General features: G+C 68.0%; 22 protein-coding genes. 13 read left to right on the top strand and 9 right to left on the bottom strand.

Annotated elements, in window-relative coordinates:
- Nucleotides 1-4 precede the first annotated feature (4 nt).
- Nucleotides 5-1,348, top strand: coding sequence for a YhjD/YihY/BrkB family envelope integrity protein (locus RIB98_03945; protein ID MEQ8840110.1), 1,344 nt, complete (start codon nt 5-7; stop codon nt 1,346-1,348).
- Nucleotides 1,349-1,353: 5 nt separating this feature from the next.
- Here the strand turns inward: RIB98_03945 and RIB98_03940 are convergent, their stop codons facing one another.
- The 7 genes from RIB98_03940 to RIB98_03910 all read right to left on the bottom strand — a co-directional run bounded on the left by RIB98_03940 (nt 1,354) and on the right by RIB98_03910 (nt 9,436).
- Nucleotides 1,354-3,402 (bottom strand): ATP-binding protein, encoded by a 2,049-nt coding sequence (locus tag RIB98_03940; GenBank protein ID MEQ8840109.1) that lies wholly within the window; start codon nt 3,400-3,402, stop codon nt 1,354-1,356.
- Between the two features lie 133 nt (nt 3,403-3,535).
- Nucleotides 3,536-3,868 (bottom strand): monovalent cation/H(+) antiporter subunit G, encoded by a 333-nt coding sequence (mnhG, locus tag RIB98_03935; protein ID MEQ8840108.1) that lies wholly within the window; start codon nt 3,866-3,868, stop codon nt 3,536-3,538.
- A gap of 13 nt (nt 3,869-3,881) precedes the next feature.
- On the bottom strand, nt 3,882-4,151 hold the full coding sequence (locus RIB98_03930; protein MEQ8840107.1) for a monovalent cation/H+ antiporter complex subunit F: 270 nt from the start codon (nt 4,149-4,151) through the stop codon (nt 3,882-3,884).
- The gene (locus RIB98_03925; protein ID MEQ8840106.1) at nt 4,148-4,681 is read right to left on the bottom strand and encodes a Na+/H+ antiporter subunit E; all 534 of its coding nucleotides are present in this window, start codon (nt 4,679-4,681) and stop codon (nt 4,148-4,150) included. Before RIB98_03925 ends, RIB98_03930 begins: the two co-directional genes overlap by 4 nt.
- Nucleotides 4,678-6,171, bottom strand: coding sequence for a proton-conducting transporter membrane subunit (locus RIB98_03920; protein ID MEQ8840105.1), 1,494 nt, complete (start codon nt 6,169-6,171; stop codon nt 4,678-4,680). The genes RIB98_03925 and RIB98_03920 overlap by 4 nt, the downstream gene beginning before the upstream one ends.
- A complete protein-coding gene (locus tag RIB98_03915; GenBank protein ID MEQ8840104.1) occupies nt 6,168-6,596 on the bottom strand; it encodes an NADH-quinone oxidoreductase subunit K in 429 nt (142 codons plus the stop codon). The genes RIB98_03920 and RIB98_03915 overlap by 4 nt, the downstream gene beginning before the upstream one ends.
- Nucleotides 6,593-9,436 carry a proton-conducting transporter membrane subunit gene (locus RIB98_03910; protein ID MEQ8840103.1) on the bottom strand — a complete coding sequence of 948 codons (2,844 nt, stop codon included), beginning with the start codon at nt 9,434-9,436 and terminating at the stop codon, nt 6,593-6,595. Before RIB98_03910 ends, RIB98_03915 begins: the two co-directional genes overlap by 4 nt.
- Nucleotides 9,437-9,728: 292 nt before the next feature.
- Here RIB98_03910 and RIB98_03905 point away from each other — a divergent pair, with 292 nt between their 5' ends.
- The 8 genes from RIB98_03905 to speB all read left to right on the top strand — a co-directional run bounded on the left by RIB98_03905 (nt 9,729) and on the right by speB (nt 16,455).
- The gene (locus RIB98_03905) at nt 9,729-10,004 is read left to right on the top strand and encodes a hypothetical protein (protein ID MEQ8840102.1); all 276 of its coding nucleotides are present in this window, start codon (nt 9,729-9,731) and stop codon (nt 10,002-10,004) included.
- Between the two features lie 66 nt (nt 10,005-10,070).
- Nucleotides 10,071-10,313 carry a hypothetical protein gene (locus RIB98_03900; GenBank protein MEQ8840101.1) on the top strand — a complete coding sequence of 81 codons (243 nt, stop codon included), beginning with the start codon at nt 10,071-10,073 and terminating at the stop codon, nt 10,311-10,313.
- Nucleotides 10,314-10,361: 48 nt separating this feature from the next.
- Complete coding sequence (locus RIB98_03895; GenBank protein MEQ8840100.1) at nt 10,362-11,492, top strand: C45 family peptidase; 1,131 nt, start codon at nt 10,362-10,364, stop codon at nt 11,490-11,492.
- A complete protein-coding gene (locus RIB98_03890; protein ID MEQ8840099.1) occupies nt 11,489-12,559 on the top strand; it encodes an ABC transporter ATP-binding protein in 1,071 nt (356 codons plus the stop codon). Before RIB98_03895 ends, RIB98_03890 begins: the two co-directional genes overlap by 4 nt.
- A gap of 1 nt (nt 12,560) precedes the next feature.
- Nucleotides 12,561-13,490 (top strand): ABC transporter permease, encoded by a 930-nt coding sequence (locus tag RIB98_03885; protein MEQ8840098.1) that lies wholly within the window; start codon nt 12,561-12,563, stop codon nt 13,488-13,490.
- Complete coding sequence (locus RIB98_03880; protein ID MEQ8840097.1) at nt 13,487-14,323, top strand: ABC transporter permease; 837 nt, start codon at nt 13,487-13,489, stop codon at nt 14,321-14,323. Before RIB98_03885 ends, RIB98_03880 begins: the two co-directional genes overlap by 4 nt.
- A 47-nt stretch (nt 14,324-14,370) precedes the next feature.
- On the top strand, nt 14,371-15,492 hold the full coding sequence (locus tag RIB98_03875) for a spermidine/putrescine ABC transporter substrate-binding protein (protein MEQ8840096.1): 1,122 nt from the start codon (nt 14,371-14,373) through the stop codon (nt 15,490-15,492).
- A 12-nt stretch (nt 15,493-15,504) separates the two neighbouring features.
- Nucleotides 15,505-16,455, top strand: coding sequence for an agmatinase (gene speB, locus RIB98_03870; protein ID MEQ8840095.1), 951 nt, complete (start codon nt 15,505-15,507; stop codon nt 16,453-16,455).
- A gap of 18 nt (nt 16,456-16,473) precedes the next feature.
- On the opposite strand, the gene RIB98_03865 is transcribed toward speB, so the two are convergent.
- Complete coding sequence (locus RIB98_03865; GenBank protein ID MEQ8840094.1) at nt 16,474-17,862, bottom strand: FAD-dependent oxidoreductase; 1,389 nt, start codon at nt 17,860-17,862, stop codon at nt 16,474-16,476.
- Between the two features lie 14 nt (nt 17,863-17,876).
- Between RIB98_03865 and RIB98_03860 the strand changes: the two genes are divergently transcribed.
- Nucleotides 17,877-18,527 (top strand): GNAT family N-acetyltransferase, encoded by a 651-nt coding sequence (locus tag RIB98_03860; protein MEQ8840093.1) that lies wholly within the window; start codon nt 17,877-17,879, stop codon nt 18,525-18,527.
- Complete coding sequence (locus RIB98_03855) at nt 18,524-19,735, top strand: aminotransferase class III-fold pyridoxal phosphate-dependent enzyme (GenBank protein MEQ8840092.1); 1,212 nt, start codon at nt 18,524-18,526, stop codon at nt 19,733-19,735. Before RIB98_03860 ends, RIB98_03855 begins: the two co-directional genes overlap by 4 nt.
- Nucleotides 19,736-19,786: 51 nt before the next feature.
- Here the strand turns inward: RIB98_03855 and RIB98_03850 are convergent, their stop codons facing one another.
- Nucleotides 19,787-22,207: a DNA topoisomerase (ATP-hydrolyzing) gene (locus RIB98_03850; protein MEQ8840091.1), complete on the bottom strand. Its 2,421-nt coding sequence runs from the start codon at nt 22,205-22,207 to the stop codon at nt 19,787-19,789.
- A gap of 88 nt (nt 22,208-22,295) precedes the next feature.
- Between RIB98_03850 and RIB98_03845 the strand changes: the two genes are divergently transcribed.
- Together RIB98_03845 and RIB98_03840 are read left to right on the top strand one after the other, a co-directional pair.
- Nucleotides 22,296-23,150: an NAD-dependent epimerase/dehydratase family protein gene (locus RIB98_03845; GenBank protein MEQ8840090.1), complete on the top strand. Its 855-nt coding sequence runs from the start codon at nt 22,296-22,298 to the stop codon at nt 23,148-23,150.
- 38 nt (nt 23,151-23,188) lie between these two features.
- Complete coding sequence (locus RIB98_03840; GenBank protein ID MEQ8840089.1) at nt 23,189-24,439, top strand: DUF445 domain-containing protein; 1,251 nt, start codon at nt 23,189-23,191, stop codon at nt 24,437-24,439.
- The last annotated feature ends 7 nt before the right edge of the window (nt 24,440-24,446 follow it).

Raw genomic sequence — 24,446 nt, 5'->3', positions numbered from 1 at the left:
CCTCATGACCGATGTGAAAGACCTCGCCCTTGCCCTGAAGGACCGGATCTCCCGCCACCGTGTGACGATTTTCGCAGCGGCCGTTGCCTTTTTCGCCTTTCTGGCACTCATTCCCGCACTCACCGCCGTCATCGGTGTCTACGGCCTGGTCGCCGACCCGGACGAGGTCACTCGCCAGATCACCAACACGCTCTCCGGGGCGCCCGACTCCACGCGGGAGTTCCTCACGACACAGATGACCGAGATCGCGGCCGGCAGCTCCGGTGCCCTCGGGCTGAGCGTCGGCGTCGGCCTGGCGATCGCGCTCTTCAGCGCCTCGGGGGCAGTGGCGAACCTGCTCAAGTCGCTGAACGTCGCCTACGAGATCGAGGACACCCGCAAGCCATGGACGCTGCGGGGCACTGCCCTCCTGCTGATGCTCGGCGGCGTCGTCGTGCTCACCGTGACCATGTTCCTCATGGCCGCGCTCCCTCCCCTCCTCAGTGATTGGGGGCTCGGCGACAATACGCGCCTGCTCGTCAACATCGTTCGTTATCCCGCGCTCGGACTCGTGATGGCGGCATCGCTGTCGGTGCTCTACCGCGTCGGGCCCGACCACGACGGCAACGACCGGCCGCTGTCGCCGAAGCTCTTCACCGCCGGTGGTCTCACCGCGACCGTGCTCTTCGTCGTCTTGTCGATTCTGTTCAGTTTCTACACCGCCAATCTCGGCAGCTACGGCGAGACCTACGGCCCGCTGGCCACGATCATCGTGCTCCTGCTCTGGTTCCAGCTGTCCGCGCTCGCGATCATCGTCGGCGCCGAGCTCGACGCCGAGTTGGCCGACCGCGAATGGCGCGAACGGTCCGGCCTCGAGAACCGCGATTCCGTGGCGAAGGACGGCGACGCAGCCGCCGCCGCACTCCAGGCCGCCATGACGCACCACGACACCGACGCCGTGATCGCTCAGTGGCACCGGCGCGGCGTCCACCGTCATCCCCTCTTCGGCGACCTCGCCGTTCCCGACCAGCTGAGAAACCACCTCGACGAGATGTTCGCGGCGATCCCCGATCTCGCACTGATCACGGAATCGGTGCATGCCACCGAGGACGACGCAACCGTTCGCCATCGCCTCACCGGCACGTTCACCGGGTCGCCGTGGTGTGGCGTCGATGCCAACGAGCGCGAAGTCGATCTCGCTGTGGTTCTCCATCTCCGCCTCGAAGACGGGTTCATCGTCCAGATCGACGAGATCTTCGATTCGGCCGACTTGGCCGATCAGCTCGGCTTCCGGCCCGGCGACACGTCGGTCGGCGCCCGGCTGAGCCGTGGGTTCGGCCGTCTAAAATCACATCTCACTGCCGACTGACCCGCTCAGATGTCGAGCGTCGCCGAGTCGACGAGGGCGGAGTTCTTCACCAGGAAGTCGCGCCGGACGCTGACGTCGTTGCCCATCAACACGTCGAACATGCGGGCGGCGTCCTCGGCTTCCTGGGCATCGTCCATCGTGAGCCGGCGCAGCGTGCGGGTGGCCGGATCGAGCGCACAATGGCGCAGTTCGTCGACGTTCATCTCGCCGAGGCCCTTGAAGCGCTGCCACTTGACGTTCTCGCGCTTGCGCTTGCCCTTGCACAGCTCGTCGGTGACCGCCTCCTTCTCCTCGTCGGAGTAGACCCGGTAGACCTCATCACCGATCTTCGTGGTGAACAGCGGCGGCTGGGCGGCGAAGACCCGACCCTCGGCCAGCATCGGTTGCATGTAGCGATGGATGAGCGTGAGCAGCAGACAGCGGATGTGGCTGCCATCGACATCGGCGTCGCACAGGATCACGATGCGGCCATAACGCGCATCGGCCAGATTGAACTCCTTGCCGGCGCCGGCCCCCATCGAGGTGAACAGCGCCTGCGCCTCGGCGTTGTCGAGCACCTGCTTCTGGCTGGCCTTGGCCGCGTTGACGACCTTGCCCCGCAACGGCAGGATCGCCATCGTCTCGGAGTCGCGGCCCCGCTTGGCCGGGCCGGCCGCGGAGTCGCCCTCGACGAGGATCAGCTCGCTGTCGATGCCGTGCACCCGACAGTCGGCGAGCTTCTCCGGCATGCCGGTGGACCCCAGACTGGCCGCCTTGCGCTTGTTCTCCAGCAGCGTTTTGGACTCGACCCGGTTCTGGATCGCCGTGGCCAACTTGTCGGCGATGGCCTTCACGTGGGTGCGTGGCCCACCACCGGGCTCGAACCACTCCTTGAGCTGCTCGTAGACCACCCGGGAGACGATGCCCTCGATGGCCGGCGTGCCCAGTTCCTGCTTGGTCTGACCCCGGAACTGCGGCTCGGGGAACGTCACCTTGACCGCCGCGACGAGACCCTCCTGAACATCGTCCTTCGTGGCCTTGTGCTTGTCCTGCTTGGCCAGCTTCGCCAGCCGGCGGCTGTCCTTCAGGACGACGTTGTTGACCACACGGGTGAGCGCCTTGTCGAACCCGGCACGGTGGGTGCCGCCCTGGCTCGTGGGAATCGTGTTGACGAAGGTGACGACCTCGGAGTCGTAGCCCTTCACCCATCGCAGTGCGACATCGACCTCACACTCGCGTTCGACATCGGTCATCTTTCCGTTGACCGGCACCTTCTCGGTGAACGTGTCGATGCCGTTGCACGTGATGACCTGGCTCACGTTCTCACCGATGGCGAGATGATCGACCAGGTCGGCCAACCCGCCGCGCGACACGAACGAGAAGGGTTCGGCCCGTCCGCCGGTGCGCTTGTCGGTGACGGTCACCTTCATGCCGGGAACGAGGAAACACGCCTGCGTGGCGCGCGCGCAGATCTCCTCGACGTCGATGACCGCCTCGGGATCGAAGATGTCGAAGTCGGGCCAGAACCGCACCCGGGTGCCGGTCTTGTTCTTCGAGACCTTCTTGATCTTCTCGAGGGTGTGGCCGGCCTTGAACTTCGAGCCGGTGAACTGACCGGCGATGCGTTCCTGGAAACCGAGCACGTGGGTGGCCCCGTCGCGATCGACCTCGGCGACAAGTTTGGCGGCGAGCGCATTGACCACCGAGGCGCCGACGCCGTGGAGCCCGCCCGAGGAGGTGTAGGCCCCGCCGCCGAACTTGCCGCCCGCGTGGAGTTCGGTGAAGACCACCTCGAGGGCCGAGACCTTGCGCTTCGTGTGGAGGTCGATCGGGATGCCTCGCCCGTTGTCGCTGACCTCGATCGACTTGTCCCGATGGAGGGTGACGTCGACCTTGTCGGCGAAACCACCCGCCGCCTCGTCGACCGCGTTGTCGATCAGTTCCCACACCAGGTGCATGAGCCCCTCGGACCCCGTGCCCCCGATGTACATGCCCGGCCGCTTGCGCACCGCTTCGAGACCCTCGAGGGTCTGAATGGCATCGGCGTCGTATCCACTGGACTTCTTGGTGACCACGGCCCGACCGTAGCGCCCCCCACTGACAGTGCTGTGCCTCCCCGCCGGCGGGCGGTGCTGTGCCTCCCCGCCGGCGGGCGATGCCGTGCCTCCCCGCCGGCGGGCGATGCTGTGCCTCCCCGCCGGCGGGCGGTCAGAACTCGTCGAGGCGGCGTTGCGATGCGTCGTCGAACGTCGTCGCCTCCGCCAGCTCGGTACCGGCTCGCCAAGCCGCCCGCGCGATCAGATGCACCCCGGCGGGAATGGTGATGACGGCCAACACGGCGACGAGACCGAGCTTGAGCACCTCGCCCGACTCGGTCAGACGGAAGGTCGCTCCGAACAGGATCAGCAGGAGACCGAGCGTCGAAGCCTTGCCCGCCGCGTGCATCCGGGCGAAGACGTCGTCGAAGCGGTGCAGGCCGACGCCGGCCAGGAGTACGAAGGCCGCACCGACGGCCATGAGCGCAGCAGAGATCACATCCATGGGTTCCTCCCGGTCACACCCGCGCTCCTCGTCGTTCGATGTATCGGGCCACCGTGATCGTGGCCACGAAGCCCAACACGGTCACGACGACGAGCGCATCGAGGAAGGTGGCGTCGCGGCGGATCCCGGCATCGGCCGCAACACCGGCCGCCAACACCAGCAGGAGGGTGTCGGCGCCGAGGACCTTGTCGGGAAGCGAACCGCCGCGACCGGTCCTGAGCAGCGCGAGGATCCCGGCCAGTCCGATCATGGCCAACGCTGCGTACTCGAGCACCTCGGTCATCGGGCCTCTCCCTCGTCTGTCGTGGTCGGCGGTTCGGCATCGGCGCGGCCGGAGACCGCGGCCAAGGCGAGTGTCTCGAGCTGGAGCACGTCCTCGCGCACCTCCTCGACGCTGCGGAGATGCAGAACGTGGATGAAGAGAACGGTCGGCCGGTCGTCGGAGCCCTTGTCGATGTCGATGACCATCGTGCCCGGCGCGAGGATGATCGCGTGGGTGACGTGCGTGATGACGACCGGGTTGTTGGAAGCCAGCTCGACCGCGACGACGCCCTCGTTGATCCGATTGCTCGGCGTCAGCACTTCCCATGCGACCACCAGGTTGGCCCGCAGTATCGAGATCGCCGAGCTCCCGATGAACCTCAAGAGGGCGAGCGGCCGGATGTGCAGGCCACCTTCGGCGGCCGGCGGGAACCACCATACGACGATGCTCCCGACGAGCACGCCCGACACGGTGTTCGCGATCGAGACATCGCGCCACAGTGCCACCCACGCGACCACAAGCCACCCGACGAGGACGATGCGGGGCCTCACGAGTTCCGCACCGCCTCGACGTAGTCGCGCGAGTCCAGCAGCTGCACGGCCGCCCGCTCCGCGAGGTCGTAGACCGCACCGCCGAACACCGGCACGACCAGGGTGGCCAGGACAAGCGCCGCGGTGGCCGCGGTCGTGACGGGGTCGATCGGCAGCCGGCGGTCGTCGGCTTCGGCGTCGGCCAGCGCGGGCGTCGGGTCGTCGGCGGTTCCCCAGAAGACCCCGGCCCAGATCTTCGACATCGAGAAGATCGTGAGCAGCGAGGCCACCAGTGCAGCGGTGACCATCATGTACTCCTCGGCCTCGAGACCCGCCGTGATCACGGCGAGCTTGGCCAGGAACCCGGAGAAGGGCGGCATACCGGCGAGGCTCAGGGCGGGCAGGGTGAACAGGATCGCGAGGATGGGAGCCCGCCGCACGAGACCGCCCAGCCGATGGAGTCGCCCGGACCCCGTGGAGTCCTCGACCAGCCCGCCCACCAGAAACAGTGCCGTCTTCACCGGGATGTGATGGACCACGTAGAGGACGGCGCCGGTGAGTCCGGCCACCGTGCCGATGGCGAGACCCATGACCATGTAGCCGACCTGGCTGATGATGTGGAAGCTCAGAATCCGCTTGATGTCGCTCTGCACGATGGCGCCGACCACACCCACGACCATGGTGAGCGTCGCCGCCATCACGAGTACCCAACGGGCACTGTCGAGATCGAGGATCGTGGTGGCCCGGATGAGGGTGTAGATGCCGACCTTGGTCAGCAGCCCGGCGAAGACCGCGGTGACGGCGACGGGGGCCGTCGGGTAGCTGTCGGGGAGCCAGAAGAAGAAGGGGAAGAGCGCAGCCTTGATGGCGAACACCGAGATCAGCAGGATGCCGAGCGCGGTCTGCGTGGACTGCGGGAGCTCGGGGTAGCGGGTGACCAGTTCGGCCATGTTCACGGTGCCGGTGGCGCCGTAGATCAGCCCGACCGTCGACAACAGCAACGTCGAGGCCAGCACGTTGATCACCACGTAGGTCATGCCTGCTCGAACTTGGGCCGCGCCGGCGCCCATGGTCAGCAACACGTAGCTGGCGATCAGCATGACCTCGAAGGCGACGAACAGGTTGAACAGATCGCCGGTGAGAAACGAGAGCGACACGCCGGCGGAGAGCACGAGGTAGACCGGCTGACCGATCCGGGGGCGCGCTTCGTCGGCCCCCTGCCCGATCGCGAAGACCTGGACCGTCGCGATGACGACGAGGCTGACCACGAGGAACATCGCGGCGGCGAGGTCGGCGACGAGCGTGATGCCGACGCCCGCGGGCCAGCCACCGAGTGTCTGGGCCTGGATGCCGTCGGACTCGACCGCGACCAGCAACGCGATCGCTGCGCCCAGGGCGGCCAGGTTGGCGCCCAGCGCCACCACACGCTGCAGCGTGAGCGAGCGCATCGACAGCAGCGCGAGACCGGCTGCGAACAACGGGAGGACGACCGGAAGAACGACGAGGTTCACGGGTGCGCCTCGTCCCATTCGTCCCACGGCTCGTCGTCGCTCTGTTCCGGGTCGCGGAAGTGGCCCTCTTCGTCGGTCATGAGGGCGATTCGACGGTCTTCGACGTCGTCCTGGACTTCGTCGTCGTTCGTACCCGTCCAGCTGCGATAGGCGAGCGCGAGCAGGAACGAGGTCATGCCGAAACCGATCACGATCGCGGTCAGCGCGAAGGCCTGGGGTAGCGGGGCGGCGATGCCGGCACCGTCGTCACCCTTGCCGACCAGCGGCGGACGACCGGCCCGTCCGCCCACGGTGATCAACAACAGGATCGCGCCGTGGCTGAGGAGACCGAATCCGAGCACGATGCGCGTGAGTGCTCGCTGGAGGATGAGATAGGTGCCGATGGCGAAGAGCCAGCCGACGAGAACCGCCATCACGATGCTCATGCGCCCACCTCGGCTGCACCGCTGTCGTGCACGGGGTCCGCATCATCGTCGCGCTCGCCGACCAGCACTTCGATGAGCGTCGCGACGACGCCGACGACGACGAGATAGATGCCGGTGTCGAACACCAGCGCCGATGTCGTCTTCGCCGTGCCCAGGAGAGGAAGATCGAGTTCCCACGTGTGGTGCTCGAGCAGGGCATTGCCGAGGAGCATGCTGGTCAGGGCGGTGCCGGTGACGAGGACGACACCGGCACCCAGGAGATACACGGACGGGACCGACAGGCGGCTGCGCAGCGTCTCGCGGCCGGTGATGACCCGCAGGACGAGTCCGGCCCCGGCCACGAGGCCGGCGATGAAGCCACCGCCCGGCTGATTGTGGCCGGCGAAGTGGAGATACAGCGAGAACACGATGATCGTGTGGAAGATGGCGTTCAGCGTGGTGTCGAGCACCACGCTGGGCAGGCCGAGAACAAGCCGAGCGGGCCGCTCCGCAGTCTCGGGGATCGCGAGGTCGGATGTCACGGTCGCCGAGCCTCGTCGACGGCGCCATCCTCCGGTCGCGGCGGTCACGACCGGACCGCCCGAGCGGACGAGCGAGACGACACCCAGAGCGGCCACGACGAGGACGAGGGCCTCGCCGACCGTGTCGAACCCGCGAAAGTCGACCAGGGTGACGTTGACGATGTTCGAACCGTCCGCCTCGGGATAGCTGAGGGCCGTGAGCTGCGTGTCGACCGGCTCGGCGTCGCGGTCGGCGACGGCGGTGATGGTGAGCAGGAAGACGGTGACGCCGACGCCGGCGGCAACGAGCGCCCGCAGTCCGTTCGCGCCCGAGATCGGCGGCGCCTTGAACCGGGCGGGAAGATGGCGCAGCACGAACACGTAGATGGCGACGGACACGGTCTCGACCAGGAGCTGGGTCAACGCCAGATCAGGCGCGCCCTGGATCACGAACAACGACGCGGAGCCGAGGCCGACGGCGCCGAGCAGCAGCACGGCGGCGAAACGGCGCTCGGCCAACGCGAGGAGCCCGGCGGCGAGCATCGTGGCCGCGATGACCGCGAACTGCAGTGGCGACTCCGCGAACACGCGATCGGTCGGCATGCGGACATCACCGAGCACCGTGACCAACGGCAGGGTGATGACCGCGAGGAGGATGACGGCCAGGTAGACCGGCAGGGAGCCGGGCTGGATGACCCCGACGAAACGGGTTGCCCCGGCCAGCACCTCCCGGAGCCCGACCTGGAACAGGTCCGCGGCGTCGTGACTGCGACCGAGCCTGGCCTGCGCCGCTTCGACCAATCCTCGGATCGCGAACAGGGCCACGCCGCCGGCGACGGCGACGATCGACAGGGCGAACGCCGTCTTCCAGCCGGGCCAGAGCACGAGCTCGTACACCTCGGCCTTCTGCTCGAGGGCAGCGGCGGCCGGGCGCACGAGGCGGGTGGCCCACCCGTCGGCGATGCCGAGCACGAGCGTCGGGATCATGAGCAGCGCGGCCGGGGCCACGAGCGCGGCGCCGGGTCGATGGATCGGGGTCTCGACGCCGACCTTGTCGGTGAACGCCCCCCACAGGAACCGCAGTGTGTAGGCGCCGGTCAGCGCGGATGCACCGACGAAGACGACCGTGGCGAGGCCGATGCCGACGATCTGGGCGTCGAGCAGGCCGACGATCGCCGCCTCCTTGGCCAGGAAGCCGGCGAGCCCGATGATGCCGGCCATCGAGGCGCCCCCGACCACTGACGTGATGGCCACGAGGGGCATGGCCGAGCGCAGACCGCTCAGCTCGGAGATCTCCCTGGTGTGGGTGCTGTGATCGACGATGCCGACGACCATGAAGAGGCTCGCCTTGAAGACCGCATGGGCGGCGAGCAGCGCGGTCCCGGCGAACAACAGCTTCGGAGTGCCCGCGCCGAACACCGCGATGAGCATGCCGAGCTGGCTGACCGTGCCGTAGGCGAGCAGCAGCTTCAGGTCGGTCTGGCGCAGCGCCCGGTAGCCACCCCAACTCATCGTGGCCAGACCCACGATCAATGTCATCGGCCGCCATGGAGGGAGCTCGTACAGGTGCGGTGAGAGTCGGGCGACCAGGAACACGCCGGCCTTCACCATGGTGGCGGAGTGCAGGTAGGCCGACACGGGGGTCGGGGCGGACATCGCGCCGGGGAGCCACCCGTGGAAGGGAACCTGTGCGGATTTCGTGAAGCAACCGATCAGGATGAAGACGGCAGCCCAGGAGGCGAGGCCGCCACCGATCGTCGCGTCGGCGAGACCCGACAGCGTCGTGGAGCCGGTGCTGATCGTGAGCATGATCAGGCCGGCGAGCAGCACCAGACCGCCGGCCCCGGTGATGATCAGCGCCTGTTGGGCGGCGCTGCGTGCTGCCGACTTGGTGTCCTTGAACCCGATCAGGCCGTAGGACGTGACGGAGGTGAGTTCCCAGAAGACGAAGATGAGGATGAGGCTGTCGGCGCTCACCAGGCCGGTCATGGCGCCGGCGAAGATGGTCAGCAGGGCCGCGAAGCGACCGAGGCCCTCTTCGTCGTCGAAGTACTGGCTCGCGTAGGCCATCACCAGCACACCGACACCACTGACGATGCCCAGCATCAGCAGCGCGAACTCGTCGACGACGAATCGAAGGTCGAGTCCGAGGCCGGGCACCCAGGGCTGGTCCTGCACGACCGGCGAGCCGTCGTGGACATCCGCGGCATTCGTTGCGATCCACCCGACCGTGGCCGCCGGCGCGAGGATCGTGATCCAGAACACGCGAGCGCGTAGACGAGGTCCGAACGCGACCGCGAGAACCCCTACTGCGACGTGGACGAGGAGGATCGAGATCATCTAGTCAGAGGGGGCTCTCGGTGCAGCCGGAGGGTCGGCCGGGGAAACGATCGTCTGATCCTAGGGTCGCGACCGTCGGAGTTGTCCACGGCCGACACTCTACCGTGACCCAACAACAACCATCTCGGAATGCACCTATTCAATTGTACCTATTGGGAGCCATCCGATTGGGAACCGAATCGTCCCCGCCGTCGTTGGACCCGTACACGTCGACGAGAGGACCGCTGCCCATGCGAACCATTCGTGGTTCCCGCACCCACACAAGCATCGCGCGATCGGTACGGTGAAGATCGTGAAATCCCCCTTGCGTGTCGCTGCCACCGCGTCGTTCGTCCTCCTGACGTTCGCGGCGACCGCGTGCGGTTCCGACGCCACCACCGACACCTCGGCGACCGCCGATACCGGCACCGACGCCGAGCACGGCGAGCCCGATGTCCCCGACACCGCCGTCGGCGACGACGTGCTCCTCGTCGAGGTGCTCGATGTCGACACCGGCGAGCCCACGACCATCGCCGACGCAGCCACCGGTGACCGACCGGTGTTGTTGTGGTTCTGGGCGCCCCATTGACCGACGTGCCGACGGGAGGCTCCCGTCGTCGAGCAGTTCGCTCGAGACCACGCCGACGAGATCCAGGTGATCGGCGTCGGCGCCCAGGACGACTTCGACCACGCCGAAGAGTTCGTGGCCACCACCGGCGTCGAGACCCCTGACATGGTCTGGGATCCGTCGTTCGACACGTGGTCCACCTTCGGGGTGCGGATCAACAGCCAGATGTTGCTCGCCCCCGCCGATCTCACCTCGTTCGGTGAACTCTTCTTCGGCTTCGGCGACGACGACCGGCAGCGCATCCTCGACACCCTCCCCACCCTGGGCTAGCGGTTCCTGCCTCACAACTGAACAACCGCTGGAGCCGGGTGTGCCGGCGTGCTTGAATGTGGCCCTCAGGCTCTGGAGGGATCCTTGAAGCGTCCGCCGATTCGGGTGCTCGACGTCGTCGGGTCACCTGCCGCAATGGGTCACGCGCATGGCACCGCGTATGCCGACGAGATCCGCCGCTACGCCGACGAGCGCGTCCGACTGGTGATGTCGGGCACCTGGAGCGGCGGTCCCGTCGACCGCGCCACGGTGCTCGAGCTCGCGGACGCGTGCCTTCCAGCCCACGAATCGTTCTCCGCGTCGCTGCACGAGGAGATGATGGCGATGGCCGAGGGCGCCGGCATCAGCCCGGCCGAGGCGATCGTGGTCGGCGGTTTCACCGATTTCGTCGACACCGTGCGAGCCAACCTCGGCGGCGCCCATCCGCCGTCCGTGATGGAGGACGACTGCACGGCGTTCATCGTCCCCGACGAACGGGCCGACGGCGCCGGGTTCTTCGGGCAGACCTGGGACATGCACGACTCGGCCACCGACTACGTCGTCCTCCTTCGCACCCGGCCCACCGACGCGCCGGCGGCCCTCGTGTTCACCACCACCGGCTGCCTCGGCCAGATCGGCATGAACGAACTCGGTGTCTGCGTCGGCATCAACAACCTCACCGCGGCCGACGGCGGCATCGGCGTCACCTGGCCCTCGGTCGTGCGGGCCGCCCTGCAACAGGAAACCGCGGCTGCAGCCCGCGATGTCATCCTCGGTGCCGATCTCGCCGGCGGCCACAATTTCATGACCTTCGACGCCGACGGCGACGGCTACAACATCGAGGCCATGCCCACCGTGCGCCCGGTCACCGCGCTGCGCGGCACCGCCCTCACGCACACCAACCACACGACCACGCCCGAGACGGTGGCGGTGGAGGGTGTGCGGGCCGACGCGCTCCAGGCGAGCTCCCGCTTCCGACTCGACACCGCCGATGCCGCGCTGGCGGGCGACGACATCACGATCGACGATCTCATCGCCCTCACCGCCGGCGACGTGTGTCAGATCTCGGCGGCACCCTCACACATCGAGTCGAGCGGCGCCACGATCATGCGCCCGCGGACCCGCGAGTTCTGGGCCTGCTGGGGTCTCCCCCGCGACAACGACTACCAGCGCATCGACTTCGTCGCGGTCGCCTCGTGACCGGGGCAGCGGCAGTCACGCTGGGCGGCATCACCAAGCGGTTCGGCGACGTCATCGCGGTGGACGCCGTCGATCTCGAGATCGCCGATGGCGAGTTCTTCGCCCTGCTCGGCCCGTCCGGCTGCGGCAAGACCACCACGCTGCGGATGATCGCCGGCCTCGAGTTCCCGACCGAGGGCAGCCTCAAGATCTTCGGCGACGAGGTCGGCACGCTGCCGCCCAACAAGCGGCCGGTCAACACCGTCTTCCAGTCCTACGCGCTCTTTCCGCACATGACACTCGAGCAGAACGTGGCGTTCGGGCTGAAGATGAAGAAGGTGGCGAAGTCGGAGATCGCCGACCGCGTCGCGGAAGCCATCCGGCTCGTCCACATGGACGGCATGGAGAAGCGACGGCCCGATCAGATCTCGGGCGGGCAGCAGCAGCGGGTGGCCCTGGCCCGGGCGTTGGTCAACAGCCCGAAGGTCCTCCTGCTCGACGAGCCACTCGGCGCGCTCGATCTCAAACTGCGACAGGAGATGCAGCGGGAGCTGAAGCAGCTTCAACGCGAGGTCGGCATCACGTTCGTCTTCGTGACCCACGACCAGGAGGAGGCGCTCACGATGAGCGACCGCATCGGCGTCATGCACGACGGCCGACTCCTTCAGGTCGGGTCCCCCGAGGAGATCTACGAGCGGCCGACCAGCCGATTCGTGGCCGACTTCATCGGTCAGACCAACCTGCTCGACGGCACCGTCGAAGGTCGGGATCTCGTGTGTCTCGCCAACGGCGCCCGCGTGCCGATCGATGTCTCCCACCTCGCGGTGGGCGACGCGGTGGCCGTCAGTCTCCGCCCGGAACGGGCCACTCTGCACAATGCCGGCGACGCCCCGGTCGGGCAGCCGAGCCTCGATGGGCTCCTCGAGCAGGTCACCTACCTGGGCAACGCGCTCGTCTCGACCGTCACCCTCGACTGGATGTCGCTCGAGGTCCGCAGCGAGAACCGGGGGAGTGTCGAGGTCCCCCGGATCGGCACCCCGGTGAGTGTCTCGTGGGAACCCGGCTCGATCTCCGTGGTGCGCGACTGACATGACACTCGTCGACGAGCCCCCGCCGCCGGGCCCGGCTCTCGACGACATCCCGACCGCGCCCGAGGCGACGCCGGCATTCGAGCGGGCCGCGGCGCGCGCCGATTCTCGTCGGGGTGCGCTGCTCGCGGCACCTGCCTTCCTCTATCTGTTCCTGTTCTTCGTCGTGCCGTTCGGCATCGTCGTCGTCTACTCGTTCGCCACCAGGAACCGCACCGGCGGCACCGACCTCAGCGGCTGGAATTTCGATTCCTACGAGCGACTGACCGACCCGATCGTCCGGACGATCCTCTATCGCAGTGTCGCGCTCGCCGTGATCACGACCGTCATCTGCCTCGTCGTCGCGTACCCCTTCGCCTACTTCCTGGCCACCCGGTCGCCCCGGGTGCGCAACCTCATGCTCGTCTTCGTGATGATCCCGTTCTGGACCAACTTCCTGGTCCGCAACTACGCCTGGCGGCTCATCTTCGAGAACGACGGGGTGCTCACCGACACGACCTCGGCGATCGGTCTCGGCGAGATCGACCTGCTCTTCACCCAGCGGGCGGTGGTCGTCGGCCTGGTCTACGGCTTCCTTCCATTCATGATCCTCCCGCTCTACGCATCGATCGAGCGCATCGACCTGAGTCTCGTGGAGGCGAGCCGGGATCTGTACGCATCCGGGTTCCAGACCCTGCGCAAGGTGCTCATCCCGCTCTCGATGCCGGGCATCATCGCCGGCTCGATCCTCGTGTTCGTGCCGTCGCTGGGGGCCTACGTCACCCCGGCCATCCTCGGCGGCGGCAAGTCGGTCCTCCTCGGTTCCTACATCGTCGTGCAGTTCCTCACCGCCCGGAACTGGCCGTTGGGTGCGGCACTCTCGGTCGTGTCGATGATGGTGATGCTCAGCGCGACGCTCGTGTACTTCCGTAGCGGCGGGAAGAACCTGTGACCGCGACCACCGCCCGCCCGCGTGGGGTCACCCGATTCGCGCTGACGATCAACGCAGTTCTCGTCTTCGTTTTCTTCTACGCACCGATCGCGATCCTCACCCTCTTCTCGTTCAGCGACGACCGACTCGTCGGACGTTGGGGCGGGTTCACACTCGGGTGGTACCGGGACTTCGCCGCCAACGACGAAGTGCAGGACGCACTCTGGGTATCGGTCAGGGTCGCGATCGTGTCGACGATCGTCTCGGTGGTCCTCGGAACACTCGCGGCTCTGGCGCTCGAGCGCTTTCGATTCCGCGGCCAGCGCGTATTCGACGCGGTGCTCTACCTGCCGATCATCATCCCCGATGTCACCATGGCCGTGATGATGCTGCTCTTCTTCGCCCAGGGGATCGATCTCGTGAACGACATGTTCGGTACGAGTTTCCGCAAGGGCGTGGGCACGGTGACACTCAGCCACATCGCCTTCAACATCAGCTTCGTGTCGGTGGTGGTGCGAGCGCGACTCGCGGGGATGAGTCAGGTGCTCGAGGAGGCCGCCCTCGACCTCTACGCGTCACGGTGGAAGACGTTCCGCCACATCACCCTCCCGCAGATCATGCCGGGCATCGTCGGCGGCGCGCTGCTGGCCCTCACCCTCTCGCTCGACGACGTCGTCATCACCCAGTTCGTCGCCGGCCCGGGATCGACCACGCTGCCCGTCTATGTCTTCAGTCTGATCCGCAAGGGCGTCACCCCCCTCATCAACGCCGTTTCGGTCGTGATGCTGGTGGCCTCCATCATCCTCGTCCTCCTCTCGCTGCTCGCCGACCGCGTGCGCACCAGCGGGAGCTGATCTCGACCCAACCACAACGGCTCCCCCGCCGGACAAAGGAGAACAAAATGAACCCGAGAACTCTGCTTCGGCTCCTCGCCGGACTCGTGAGTCTGACCCTCGTCGCCGCCGCATGCGGCGACGACTCCGACGGCGCCGACGGCGGTGACGGCGGCGGCACGACCTGCGAGGTGGGCGAGGTCGACGGCGACCTCGCCCTCTACAACTGGGCCGAGTACCTCGACCCTGACCTCGTCACCGCCTTCGAGGAGGAGTTCGGCGTGAGCGTCGTCGAGGACACCTACGACTCCAACGAAGCGATGCAGCCGATCATCTCGGCCGGCAACAGCGGCTACGACCTCATCGTGCCGTCCGACTACATGGTCTCGATCCTGATCGAATCGGGCGACCTGATGGCGATCCAGAAGGACGCCGTCCCGAATCTCGCCAACCTCCTGCCCGAGTTCGCTTCCGGCCTGCCGTTCGACCCTGACGCGACCTACTCGGCGCCCTACCAGTGGGGCACCACCGGCTTCGGCGTCGATCTCGCGGTCACCGGCGACGACGTCCCCCAGACATGGGGGCTCGTGTTCGATCCGGCCCTTCGTGAGCAATACGGCCTGAACGGTGCGTTCACCCTCCTCAACGACCCCCGGGAGACGCTCGGTGCCGCGCTGAAGTACCTCGGCTACTCGCTCAACACCACGAGCGACGAGGAACTCGCCGAGGCCAAGGCACTGGTGTCCGAGGCCGCCGGCAGCATCGCTGCCTTCGACTCCGACCAGTACGACGAACTCCTCGTGAGCGGCAATTCCGCACTCGCCCACGGCTTCTCGGGCAACTTCCTCACGCAGTTCGGCGGGGCCGACAATCCTGACCAGTACACCTACTTCGTGCCCGAAGAAGGTGGCACCCGCTGGGTCGACAACATGGCCGTCGTCGTCGATGCACCCCACCCGTGCACCGCGCACGCCTTCATGAACTTCCTCCTCGACGCCGAGAACGGTGCCGCCCTCACGAACTGGAACTACTACGCCAGCCCGAACGAGGCCGCCCAACCGTTCATCGACGCCGAGGTGCTCGAGGATCCGATCGTCTACCCGGAAGACACGAGCCAGCTCGAGTTCATCTCCGACACCGGCGACTTCGAGATCAACTTCTCGGATGCCTTCATCGAGGCGGTCGGCTGAGCGGAGTCGAGGATGGACGGCACACCGCCCGAGGGTGACTTCGCCTTCCGGGGCGATCCTGGCGACGCCAAGTGGCCAGAGATGGTCTACGGCGGTGCGCTGTCCTTTCTCCGACGCCGCTATTCACGCGACCTCACCGGGGTCGACGTGGCGGTGTCGGGAATTCCGTTCGACTCGGCGACCAGCAATCGATCAGGAGCGCGGCTCGGGCCCAGAGCGGTCCGGGCCGCCTCCTCGATGGTCGCCGAGCTCGACGCGTTTCCGTGGGGGTTCGATCCGTTCAGCCTGCTCGAGGTTGTCGACTACGGCGACTGCCAGTTCGACTTCGGCTATCAACACCACGCCGTCGAGGTGATCGAAGCCCACGCCGACGCGATCCTCGCAACGGGTACGACGATGCTCACCATCGGCGGCGATCACTTCGTCACCTATCCCCTGCTGCGGGCTCACGCCAAGGTGCACGGGCCGCTCGCCCTCGTCCACTTCGATGCCCACAGCGACACCTGGGACGACGACGGCGAGCGCCTCGATCACGGTTCGATGTTCCTGCGCGCCGCGAACGAGGGACTCATCGACCCATCCCGATCGGTACAGATCGGCATTCGCACCCACAACGACCACACCCACGGCTTCACGATCCTCGATGCGCCGTGGATCCACCAGCACGGACCCGCGGCGACGGTGGCCGAGATCCGGCGGGTCGTGGGCGACCATCCCGCGTATCTCACCTTCGACATCGACTGCCTCGATCCGGCGTTCGCGCCCGGCACCGGCACGCCCGTTCCCGGTGGGCTGTCCACCGCCGAGGCCCTCCAGATCCTTCGATCGCTCGGAGGACTGGAGCTTCGCGGCTTCGATGTCGTCGAGGTCGCTCCTGCCTACGACCACGCCGAGATCACCGCGCTGGCCGCCGCCACGATCGGTCACGACATGCTCTGTCTGCTGGCCGAAGCCCGGCGCTGACACCAGGCCGGGTCGTCGTCAGCGCAGGAGCTGGTGGGCGATTCGTCCGGCCTTGGACTCGGTTTCCTTCGCGTACTCGTGGGCATCGGCCCGGTCCATGACCGCACGGGTGCCGCGGATACCGAGCCAGCGCAACGGCTCCGGCTCCCACTTGCGGGACCGGATACCGACCCACGGCATGGAGACGAGATCCGATTCGGTGTCGGTGATCAGGTCGGCCATCGTGCGTCCGGCCAGGTTGGCCGCGGCAACACCCTCGCCTACATAGCCGCCGGCGGTGCCGAACCCGCTGGCCCGGTCGAGCCAGAGCGACGGGGTCCAGTTGCGGGGGGCGGCCAGGACGCCGCCCCACTCGTGGGTGATCGCCGCGTCGCGCAGCTGGGGGAAGATCTCCACGAGGGTGCGGTGGATCAGGTCGTGGGCAGCCTTGTCCTTCTCGATCTCCGGGTCGATACCCGAGCCGAACGCGTAGGGCACACCCCGCCCGCCGAAGGCGACACGCCCATCGGCGGTGCGCTGACCGTAGACGACCATGTAGCGATCGTCGGCGAAGGTGGGGCGGCCGGCGAGTCCGATCTCGTCGAGGGTGTGCTCGTCGAGCGGCTCGGTGGCGATCATGAGCGAGTAGATGGGGACGAGCGTGCGCCGCTCGCCCTCGAGATCGCGGGTGTAGGCCTCGGTGGCTCGGATGACGGTGGCCGCCTTCACCGTGCCCCGGTCGGTGGTGACCGCACCGGGACCGACCGCCGTGGCCGCGGTGTGCTCGACGATGCGCACGCCGCGCGCCTCGACCACCGTCGCCAGGCCCCGCACCAGGCGGGCCGGATCGAGGGCCGCACAGGCGTCGAAGAAGATGCCCGAGCGCACATCGCTCGCCGCACCGTACTCACGGGCTTCGTCGGCCGTCAGCAGGCGGATCTCGTCCTCGGTGAAGCCTTCCTCCCGCGCCGCTCGGATCTCGTCCGCCTGGCGCGTGGCCTGGGGGGTGTTGCGAGCCCAGCGGATCACACCGCCCTTCGCGTAGCCGCAGTCGATGCTCTCGGCCGCCGCGACCCGGCCGACCTCGTCGACGGTGGCGAACAGGGCACGAGCCTGGCGCATGGCCTCGTCGTGGCTCGTCCGGGCGGCATAGGTGTGGACACCGGCCGGGAGGTCACCCACGCACCAACCGCCGTTGCGGCCGGAGGCACCGAACCCGCACACCTCGCGCTCGACCACCAGCACCCGCAGCGTGGGGTCGCGTTCGGTCAGGTAGTAGGCCGTCCACAGGCCGGTGAACCCGCCGCCGACGATGGCCACGTCGACCTCGGTGTCACCGTCGAGCGCGGCCCGAGGGGTGAGGTCGAGTTCCGGATCGGAGAGCCAGAGCGACAGGTCGGAGTATTCGGGCACCATGGTCGAAGTCATCATACGATCTGTGCGTGAACGACAACGGTGAGTTGGCCTACGTACCGCTCGATGCGAAATGGGCCGACGAACTCGAGGCGATCGAGCTGCGGTGCTTCCCCACGATCGATCCCGCCGACCTCTACGACGCACCGTCGATCCGCGAGCTGGCGGCGGACTTCCCCGAAGGCTGCTTCGTCGTGCTCGATGGCGACACGCCGGTCGGCGCCGGCTACGGCGTGCGGGTCCAGTTCGATCTCGACCACTATCAGCACACGTTCGAGGAGCTGCTCCCCCACGACCAGGGCTCCGGCCACGACCCCGAGGGCGAGTGGTACTACGGCACGACCATCACGGTCGATCCCGATCATCGCCGTCGCGGCATCGGCGCCCGCCTCTACGACCTGCGCAAGCAGGTCTGCCGCGATCTCGGCCTGCGCGGCATCATCGCCGGTGGTGTCATCCCGGGCTACGCCGACCACAAGCACGAGATGAGCGCGGCGACCTATGTCGAGAAGGTCGTGGCCGGCGAGCTCTACGACCGCACCCTCAGCTTCCAGCTCGGCAACGGGTTCGAGGCACCCGGGGTGCTCGAGAACTATCTCGACGACCCGGCCGTCGACGGCTGGGCGTCGTTCATCGTCTGGCACAATCCCGACTTCAGTGGATCCGAGGAGCGCCAATGACCACCCCTGCCCTACTCCATTCGTTCGCCAAACCGGCGGCCGAATCCTTCCGAAAGCTCGTTCGGGCCGACGGGGTGCGCGTCTGGGACGACGCAGGCAAGGAGTACATCGATGCGATGGCGTCGCTCTGGTACTGCCAGGTCGGCCACGGCCGGGCCGAGATCATCGACGCCATCTCCAACCAGATGCGCGAGATGTCGGCCTACAACACGTTCGACCCGTGGACCAACGGACCGGCCGAGGCGGTCGCCGACCGGATCCGGTCGCTCTCGCCGCTCATCGACGGGCGGGTGTTCCTCTGCTGCTCAGGATCCGAAGCGGTCGACACCGCTCTGAAGATCTCGCGTGCCACTGCTCAGCTCCAGGAATCGACCGATCGCCAGATCATCGTGCGCCGGGAGCGCGGGTACCACGGCGTGAACTTCGGCGGCACCACCGCCCAGGGCATCGCTCCGAACCGGGCCGGCTGGGGCGACCTCGTCCCGCACTTCGAACAGATGGACGGCGATGACATCGAGTCGGCCGCCCGCCTCTTCGCCGATCACGGTGATCACATCGCTGCGGTCATCTGTGAGCCGCTCCAGGGTGCCGGCGGCGTGTATCCACCCACCGACGGCTACCTCCAGGGCCTACGGAAGCTGTGCGACGACCACGGCGCACTGCTGGTTTTCGACGAGGTGATCACCGGATTCGGGCGCACCGGCGAGTGGTTCGCAAGTCAGACCTACGGCGTCACCCCGGATCTGATCACCTTCGCCAAGGGCGTCAGCAGCGGCTACCAACCCATCGGTGGGGTGATCTGTTCTCGCCGGGTCTGCGCCGTGCTCGAGTCGGACCCGGCCTTCATCCTGCGCCACGGCTACACCTACTCCGGTCACCCGGCGGCGTGCGCGGCGGCCCTCGCCAACATCGACATCATCGAGCGGGAAGGGTTGGTCGCCCGGGCGCGCCACATCGGCGACCGTTTCTCCGCCGGCTTCGACGCACTGGTGAGCGATGGCGTGCTCCACGACTATCGCGGCACCGCCGGAGTGTGGGCGGCCCGCCTGCCCGACGAGGCCGATGCGCTGCCCGTCCGTGATGCCATGGTCGAGGCCGGGGTGATCGTTCGCGGTGTCGTCGACTCGATCATCTACTGCCCACCGCTAGTGATCGACGACGCGGACATCGACCGCTGCATCGACGCCCTCGCCACCGCCGCCGGCTGAGCGCGGACATCGGGACAGTTCCCGACTCTCGCCCGAGGGAATTCCCGGCGCCTACCAGCGGCTGGGCGCGAGCACCAGGATCTGGCGCTCGGTGCGGGCGGGCACGAGATCACGGCCCGACGGCTCGGGGTCGAGCGGCACCGGGTTGGGATCGGTCTTCCTCGGGTCGTCGTCGTCGGCCATCTGAGCGAGCAGGTCGACCGGCATCGCCCCGAACCAGGCGAGGGTGACGCGCTCACCGTCGGCCACCCTGGCCAACCGCACGCCCAGGCCGCCGCGGCCCTTGGTGGGCAGCTCCTCGTAGGGCGTCGCCTTCAGTCCCGATGCGTCGGTGACGATGATCGCCGCACCGTCGCCCAGCAGCGCGCCGGCGCCGACCACCGACGCATCGTCCTTGAGCTTCATTCCGGCCACGCCGCCGGCACCCCTGCCCTGGGTGCTGACACTGTCGACCGGGATCCGCAACACCTGGGCGTCCGACGCCACGATGGCCATGTCGGCGCCCTCGGCGGCCCGGAACGCGGCAACCACACGATCAGTGCCCTTGAGGCCGATGACGGTCTTGCCGCTCTTGGTGCCCATCACCTCGTCGACGGTGACGCGCTTGGCCACGCCATTGGCGGTGACCAGCACGAGTGGGTCGCCGTCGCTCACCACGAGGTCGAGCACTTCCTCGCCCTTGTTGAGCCCCAGGAGTTGGTGAGCGGGACCGCCGCGGGTGCGGCCGTCGCCGTCGGCGACCTCGGCGCCGCGCACGATGAACACCCGTCCCTCGGTGGTGACCGCAGCGATGGGCGAGCCGGTCGACGACACGACCTGCGCGGTGAGCAGGTCGTGGCGTCCGGTGACGCCCTTCTTGGCACCGTCGACGGGGACCCGGCCGAGATTGCCAGAGGTGGACAGGGTGATCACGCACGGCTCGTCGGCGTCGGGATCGAACGTGGCGTCGCTCTCGGTGGGCTTCTCGAAAACCGGGATGTCGTCGATCGCCACGATCTCCGCACGGCGATCGACACCGTGGCGTTCGACCAGCTCGGCCAACTCGTTGAGCACGAGGGTGCGGCGACGCTGCTCGGACCCGAGGATCTTGTTGTAGTCCTCGATGTCGCTGCGCAGGCCGGCGGCCTCTTCCTCGAGCTCGAGCTTGGCCAGCGCCGTGAGTCGCCGCAGCGGCATGTCGAGGATGTGGGCGGCCTGGATGTCGCTGAGCGAGAACCGCTCGATCAACCGCTGTCGCGCCTCGGCCGCGTCCTGCGAGCTGCGGATGATCTGGACCACCTCGTCGATCGCATCGAGCGCGATCAGCAGGCCGTCGAGGATGTGGAGGCGATCCTGCGCCTTGGCGAGCCGGTACTCGGTGCGGCGGACGATGACCTCGAGACGGTGCTCGATGTAGTAGCGGCAGAGATCGTAGATGCCCAACGTGGTGGGCACACCGTCGACCAGCACCACGTTGTTGACGCCGAAGGTCTCCTCGAGCGGGGTGAGCCGGTAGAGCTCCTGCAACACCGCTTGTGGGTTGACCGCGGGCTTCACGTCGATCTGGATGCGCAGACCGTTCATGTCGCTGAGATCGGCGATGCCGGTGATGCCCACCAGCTTGCCGTTGTTGGCCAGCTCCTGGACCTTGCCGAGGACCCGCTCGGGCCCGACGAGGTAGGGCAGTTCGGTGACCACGATCGCCTGGCGCGACCTGGTGACCTGCTCGACGTGGGCCTTGGCCCGGATGCGGAACGAACCCCGACCGGTCTCGTAGGCGTCGCGGAGGCCGTCGTCGACCACGATGCCGCCCGAGGGGAAGTCCGGCCCCGGCAGCACGGCCATGATCTCGTCGACGGTGGGCTTCGGCCGGCGTTGTGTCATCACCAATCGGATCGCCTGCTCGACCTCGCGCAGATTGTGGGGCGCCATATTGGTGGCCATTCCCACGGCGATGCCGCTGGTGCCGTTGACGATGATGCTCGGCATGGCGGCCGGAAGCACGACGGGCTCTTCGCCCTCGCCGTCGTAGGTCGGGCGGAAGTCGACGGTGTCCTCGTCGAGTTCGGCCACCATGTCCATGGCCGCATCGGACAGGCGGCACTCGGTGTAGCGGGCCGCCGCCGGAGGGTCGTCGAGCGAACCGAAGTTGCCCTGTGGGTCGATGAAGGGGACCATCCGGGAGAAGTCCTGGCCCATGCGGGTGAGGGTGTCGTAGATGGCCGCGTCACCATGGGGGTGGTAGCGGCCCATCGTGTCGCCCACGATGCGGGCCGACTTGCGGTACGGCGTGTTGGGCCGGATGCCCATCTGCAGCATCGACCAGAGGATGCGGCGCTGCACCGGCTTGAGGCCGTCGCGCACGTCGGGGATGGCCCGCGAAGTGATGACGGAGAGCGAGTAGGCGAGGAACGATTCGCTCATCTCGTCGGCGACGGGCACGTCGATGACTTCGCGGGCGTAGTTGGGCTCGAATTCGAGCTGTCGGGGCACGTTGACTCCGGGGGTCCAGGTTCGGCGAGTGGCTCCCGACCGTAGTGGCGGGGAGTGACACCGCGGGGCCACTCGCTACGGTCTTGTCGTGTCCTCCTCCCCGCTGCCCGCCCCTTCCCTGCCGGACGCTCCCGAGCGAACCCTCATCGTCGGCGCCGGTGATCTCGGGCTCGCGCTCGCCACCCGTCTCGTCGATGCCGGCGCGTCGGTGACCACCCTGAACCGCTCGGGCAAGGGAGTGTCCGGGGCCGACTCGTGGGTGGGGGACCTGGCCGAGCCTCCTTCGCTCGAGGGCCTTCCGCCCGCCGATCTCGTGGTGTTCACGACGGCGCCTCCCGGGCGCGACGAGGCGGCCTACCGGCTGGCCTATCTCGACGGGCCTCGCCGCATTCTCGAGGCGCTTCCGGCGGCACCGGGCCGGGCGGTGCTCACGTCCACCACCGGGGTCCACGGCACCGACGACGGCTCGTGGGTCGACGAGCAGTCCCCCACCGAACCGACCCGTGACACCGCCGCCGTGGTGCTGGCGGGCGAGCGGGCGCTGCGAGCGGCAGTGCCCACGGTCGTGCTGCGCCCCGCCGGGATCTACGGGCCCGGCCGCAACGGGCTCCAGGATCGGGTGCGGGCCGGCGACGCGCCGATCGCCCGAGATGGCACGGTGCGATGGACCAATCGTGTCCATCGAGACGACGTGGTCGCCGCCCTGCTCGTCGCCGCCACCCACGCCGCCCCGCCCGACACGCTCATCGCCGTCGACGACGAACCCGCACCCCGAGACGACGTGATCCGCTTCCTGGTCGAGCGCCTCGGCGCCCCCGAGCCGTCGACCGTCGACGTCGCTGCGGTGACCGGCAAACGCTGCCGCAACTCCGCCCTCCGCAGCCTGGGCTGGCAACCCGAGTATCCGACCTACCGGGAGGGCTACGCCTCGCTGCTCGGGTGACCCGGTGACCCGGCGAGAGCGCCCGCTAGCGTCGCCGAATGGACCCGGCCGAGACCGATCAGACGCGCCGGCTCGAGCTGCGTCGGATGAAGGGAGTGGCCCTCGGACTGCTGGCCGCCGCCGCGGTGGTCTACGTGATCACCACGATCGACGGGGGCGATGGCGTCGTCGGCTACGTCCGGGCGTTCGCCGAGGCCGCGATGGTCGGCGCTCTGGCCGACTGGTTCGCCGTGACCGCGCTGTTCCGGCACCCGCTCCGGCTGCCCATCCCCCACACGGCCATCATCCCGAATCGCAAGGACGCGCTCGGTCGCAGCCTCGGCGACTTCGTCGAGACGAACTTCCTGACCGAAGAGGTCCTGGCCGAGCGGCTCGCCCAGGCCCGGGCCGGGCACCGGATCGGCTCCTGGCTCTCGGATCCGGCCAACTCCGAGCGGGCGAGTCGAGCCCTGGGCGAGGTGATCGAGGGGGCGCTGGAAATCCTCGACGACGACGAGGTGCAACGGGGCCTCGAGTCGATCGTGCAGGGTCGGATCGCCGCAGCACCCGCATCCTCGCTGTTGAGCAAGGCCATCGAGGCCTCGGTGCAAGGGGGTCACCACACCGAGCTTCTCGACGCCGTCATCGATGGTCTGCACAACCTCCTGGGCGACAACGAGGAGACGTTCCGACGACGGATCTACGAGGAGTCGCCGTGGTGGGTTCCCGAGTCGCTGGACGACCGGGTCTACGACAAGATCCACGAGGTCCTGCGCCGCTTCCTCAGCGACGTCCGTGCCGACCCTGACCACGCGCTTCGCCGCACGGTTGCCAACCGGTTGGGCGAGTTCGCCGACCGCCTCGAGGACGACCCGGCCATGATCGCCAACGGCGAACGGCTCAAGCAGGAACTGCTCGACCATCCCGAATTCAGGGCGTGGGTGGACTCGCTGTGGGTCGGCGCCAAGGCGAGCCTGGTCGCAGCGGCCGACGATCCCGACAGCCCGCTTCGCTCGCAGACCGCCGAGGGACTCCAGCGGTTCGGTGCGCGGCTGGTCGAGGAACCGGCGCTCCAGCGCAAGGTGGACGATTGGCTCGCACGGGCAGTGGGCTATCTCGTGGACAACTACCGCCGCGAGGTGAGCGACGTGATCGCCGCCACGACCGAGCGCTGGGACGGTGAGACCACGGCCCGCAAGGTGGAGCTCCAGGTCGGACGCGACCTCCAGTTCATCCGGATCAACGGCACCATCGTCGGCGGCTTGGCCGGCATCACGATCCATGCCGTCGGAGAGCTGTTGGCCGGGTAGGACTCGG

The organism is Acidimicrobiales bacterium (assembly GCA_040219515.1).
Classification (GTDB): domain Bacteria; phylum Actinomycetota; class Acidimicrobiia; order Acidimicrobiales; family Aldehydirespiratoraceae; genus JAJRXC01.
Note: the sequence above shows the minus strand (reverse complement) of the source record. Positions and strands in the feature narration are given on the sequence as shown.

Bases quoted from the DNA above. Each gene is read 5' to 3' on its own strand.
- RIB98_03945 (MEQ8840110.1), top strand. From the start codon at position 5: ATGACCGATGTGAAAGACCTCGCCCTTGCCCTGAAGGACCGGATCTCC.
- mnhG (MEQ8840108.1), bottom strand. From the start codon at position 3,868: ATGGATGTGATCTCTGCTGCGCTCATGGCCGTCGGTGCGGCCTTCGTA.
- RIB98_03930 (MEQ8840107.1), bottom strand. From the start codon at position 4,151: ATGACCGAGGTGCTCGAGTACGCAGCGTTGGCCATGATCGGACTGGCC.
- RIB98_03915 (MEQ8840104.1), bottom strand. From the start codon at position 6,596: ATGAGCATCGTGATGGCGGTTCTCGTCGGCTGGCTCTTCGCCATCGGC.
- RIB98_03910 (MEQ8840103.1), bottom strand. From the start codon at position 9,436: ATGATCTCGATCCTCCTCGTCCACGTCGCAGTAGGGGTTCTCGCGGTC.
- RIB98_03885 (MEQ8840098.1), top strand. From the start codon at position 12,561: ATGACACTCGTCGACGAGCCCCCGCCGCCGGGCCCGGCTCTCGACGAC.
- RIB98_03875 (MEQ8840096.1), top strand. From the start codon at position 14,371: ATGAACCCGAGAACTCTGCTTCGGCTCCTCGCCGGACTCGTGAGTCTG.
- speB (MEQ8840095.1), top strand. From the start codon at position 15,505: ATGGACGGCACACCGCCCGAGGGTGACTTCGCCTTCCGGGGCGATCCT.
- RIB98_03865 (MEQ8840094.1), bottom strand. From the start codon at position 17,862: ATGACTTCGACCATGGTGCCCGAATACTCCGACCTGTCGCTCTGGCTC.
- RIB98_03855 (MEQ8840092.1), top strand. From the start codon at position 18,524: ATGACCACCCCTGCCCTACTCCATTCGTTCGCCAAACCGGCGGCCGAA.
- RIB98_03840 (MEQ8840089.1), top strand. From the start codon at position 23,189: ATGGACCCGGCCGAGACCGATCAGACGCGCCGGCTCGAGCTGCGTCGG.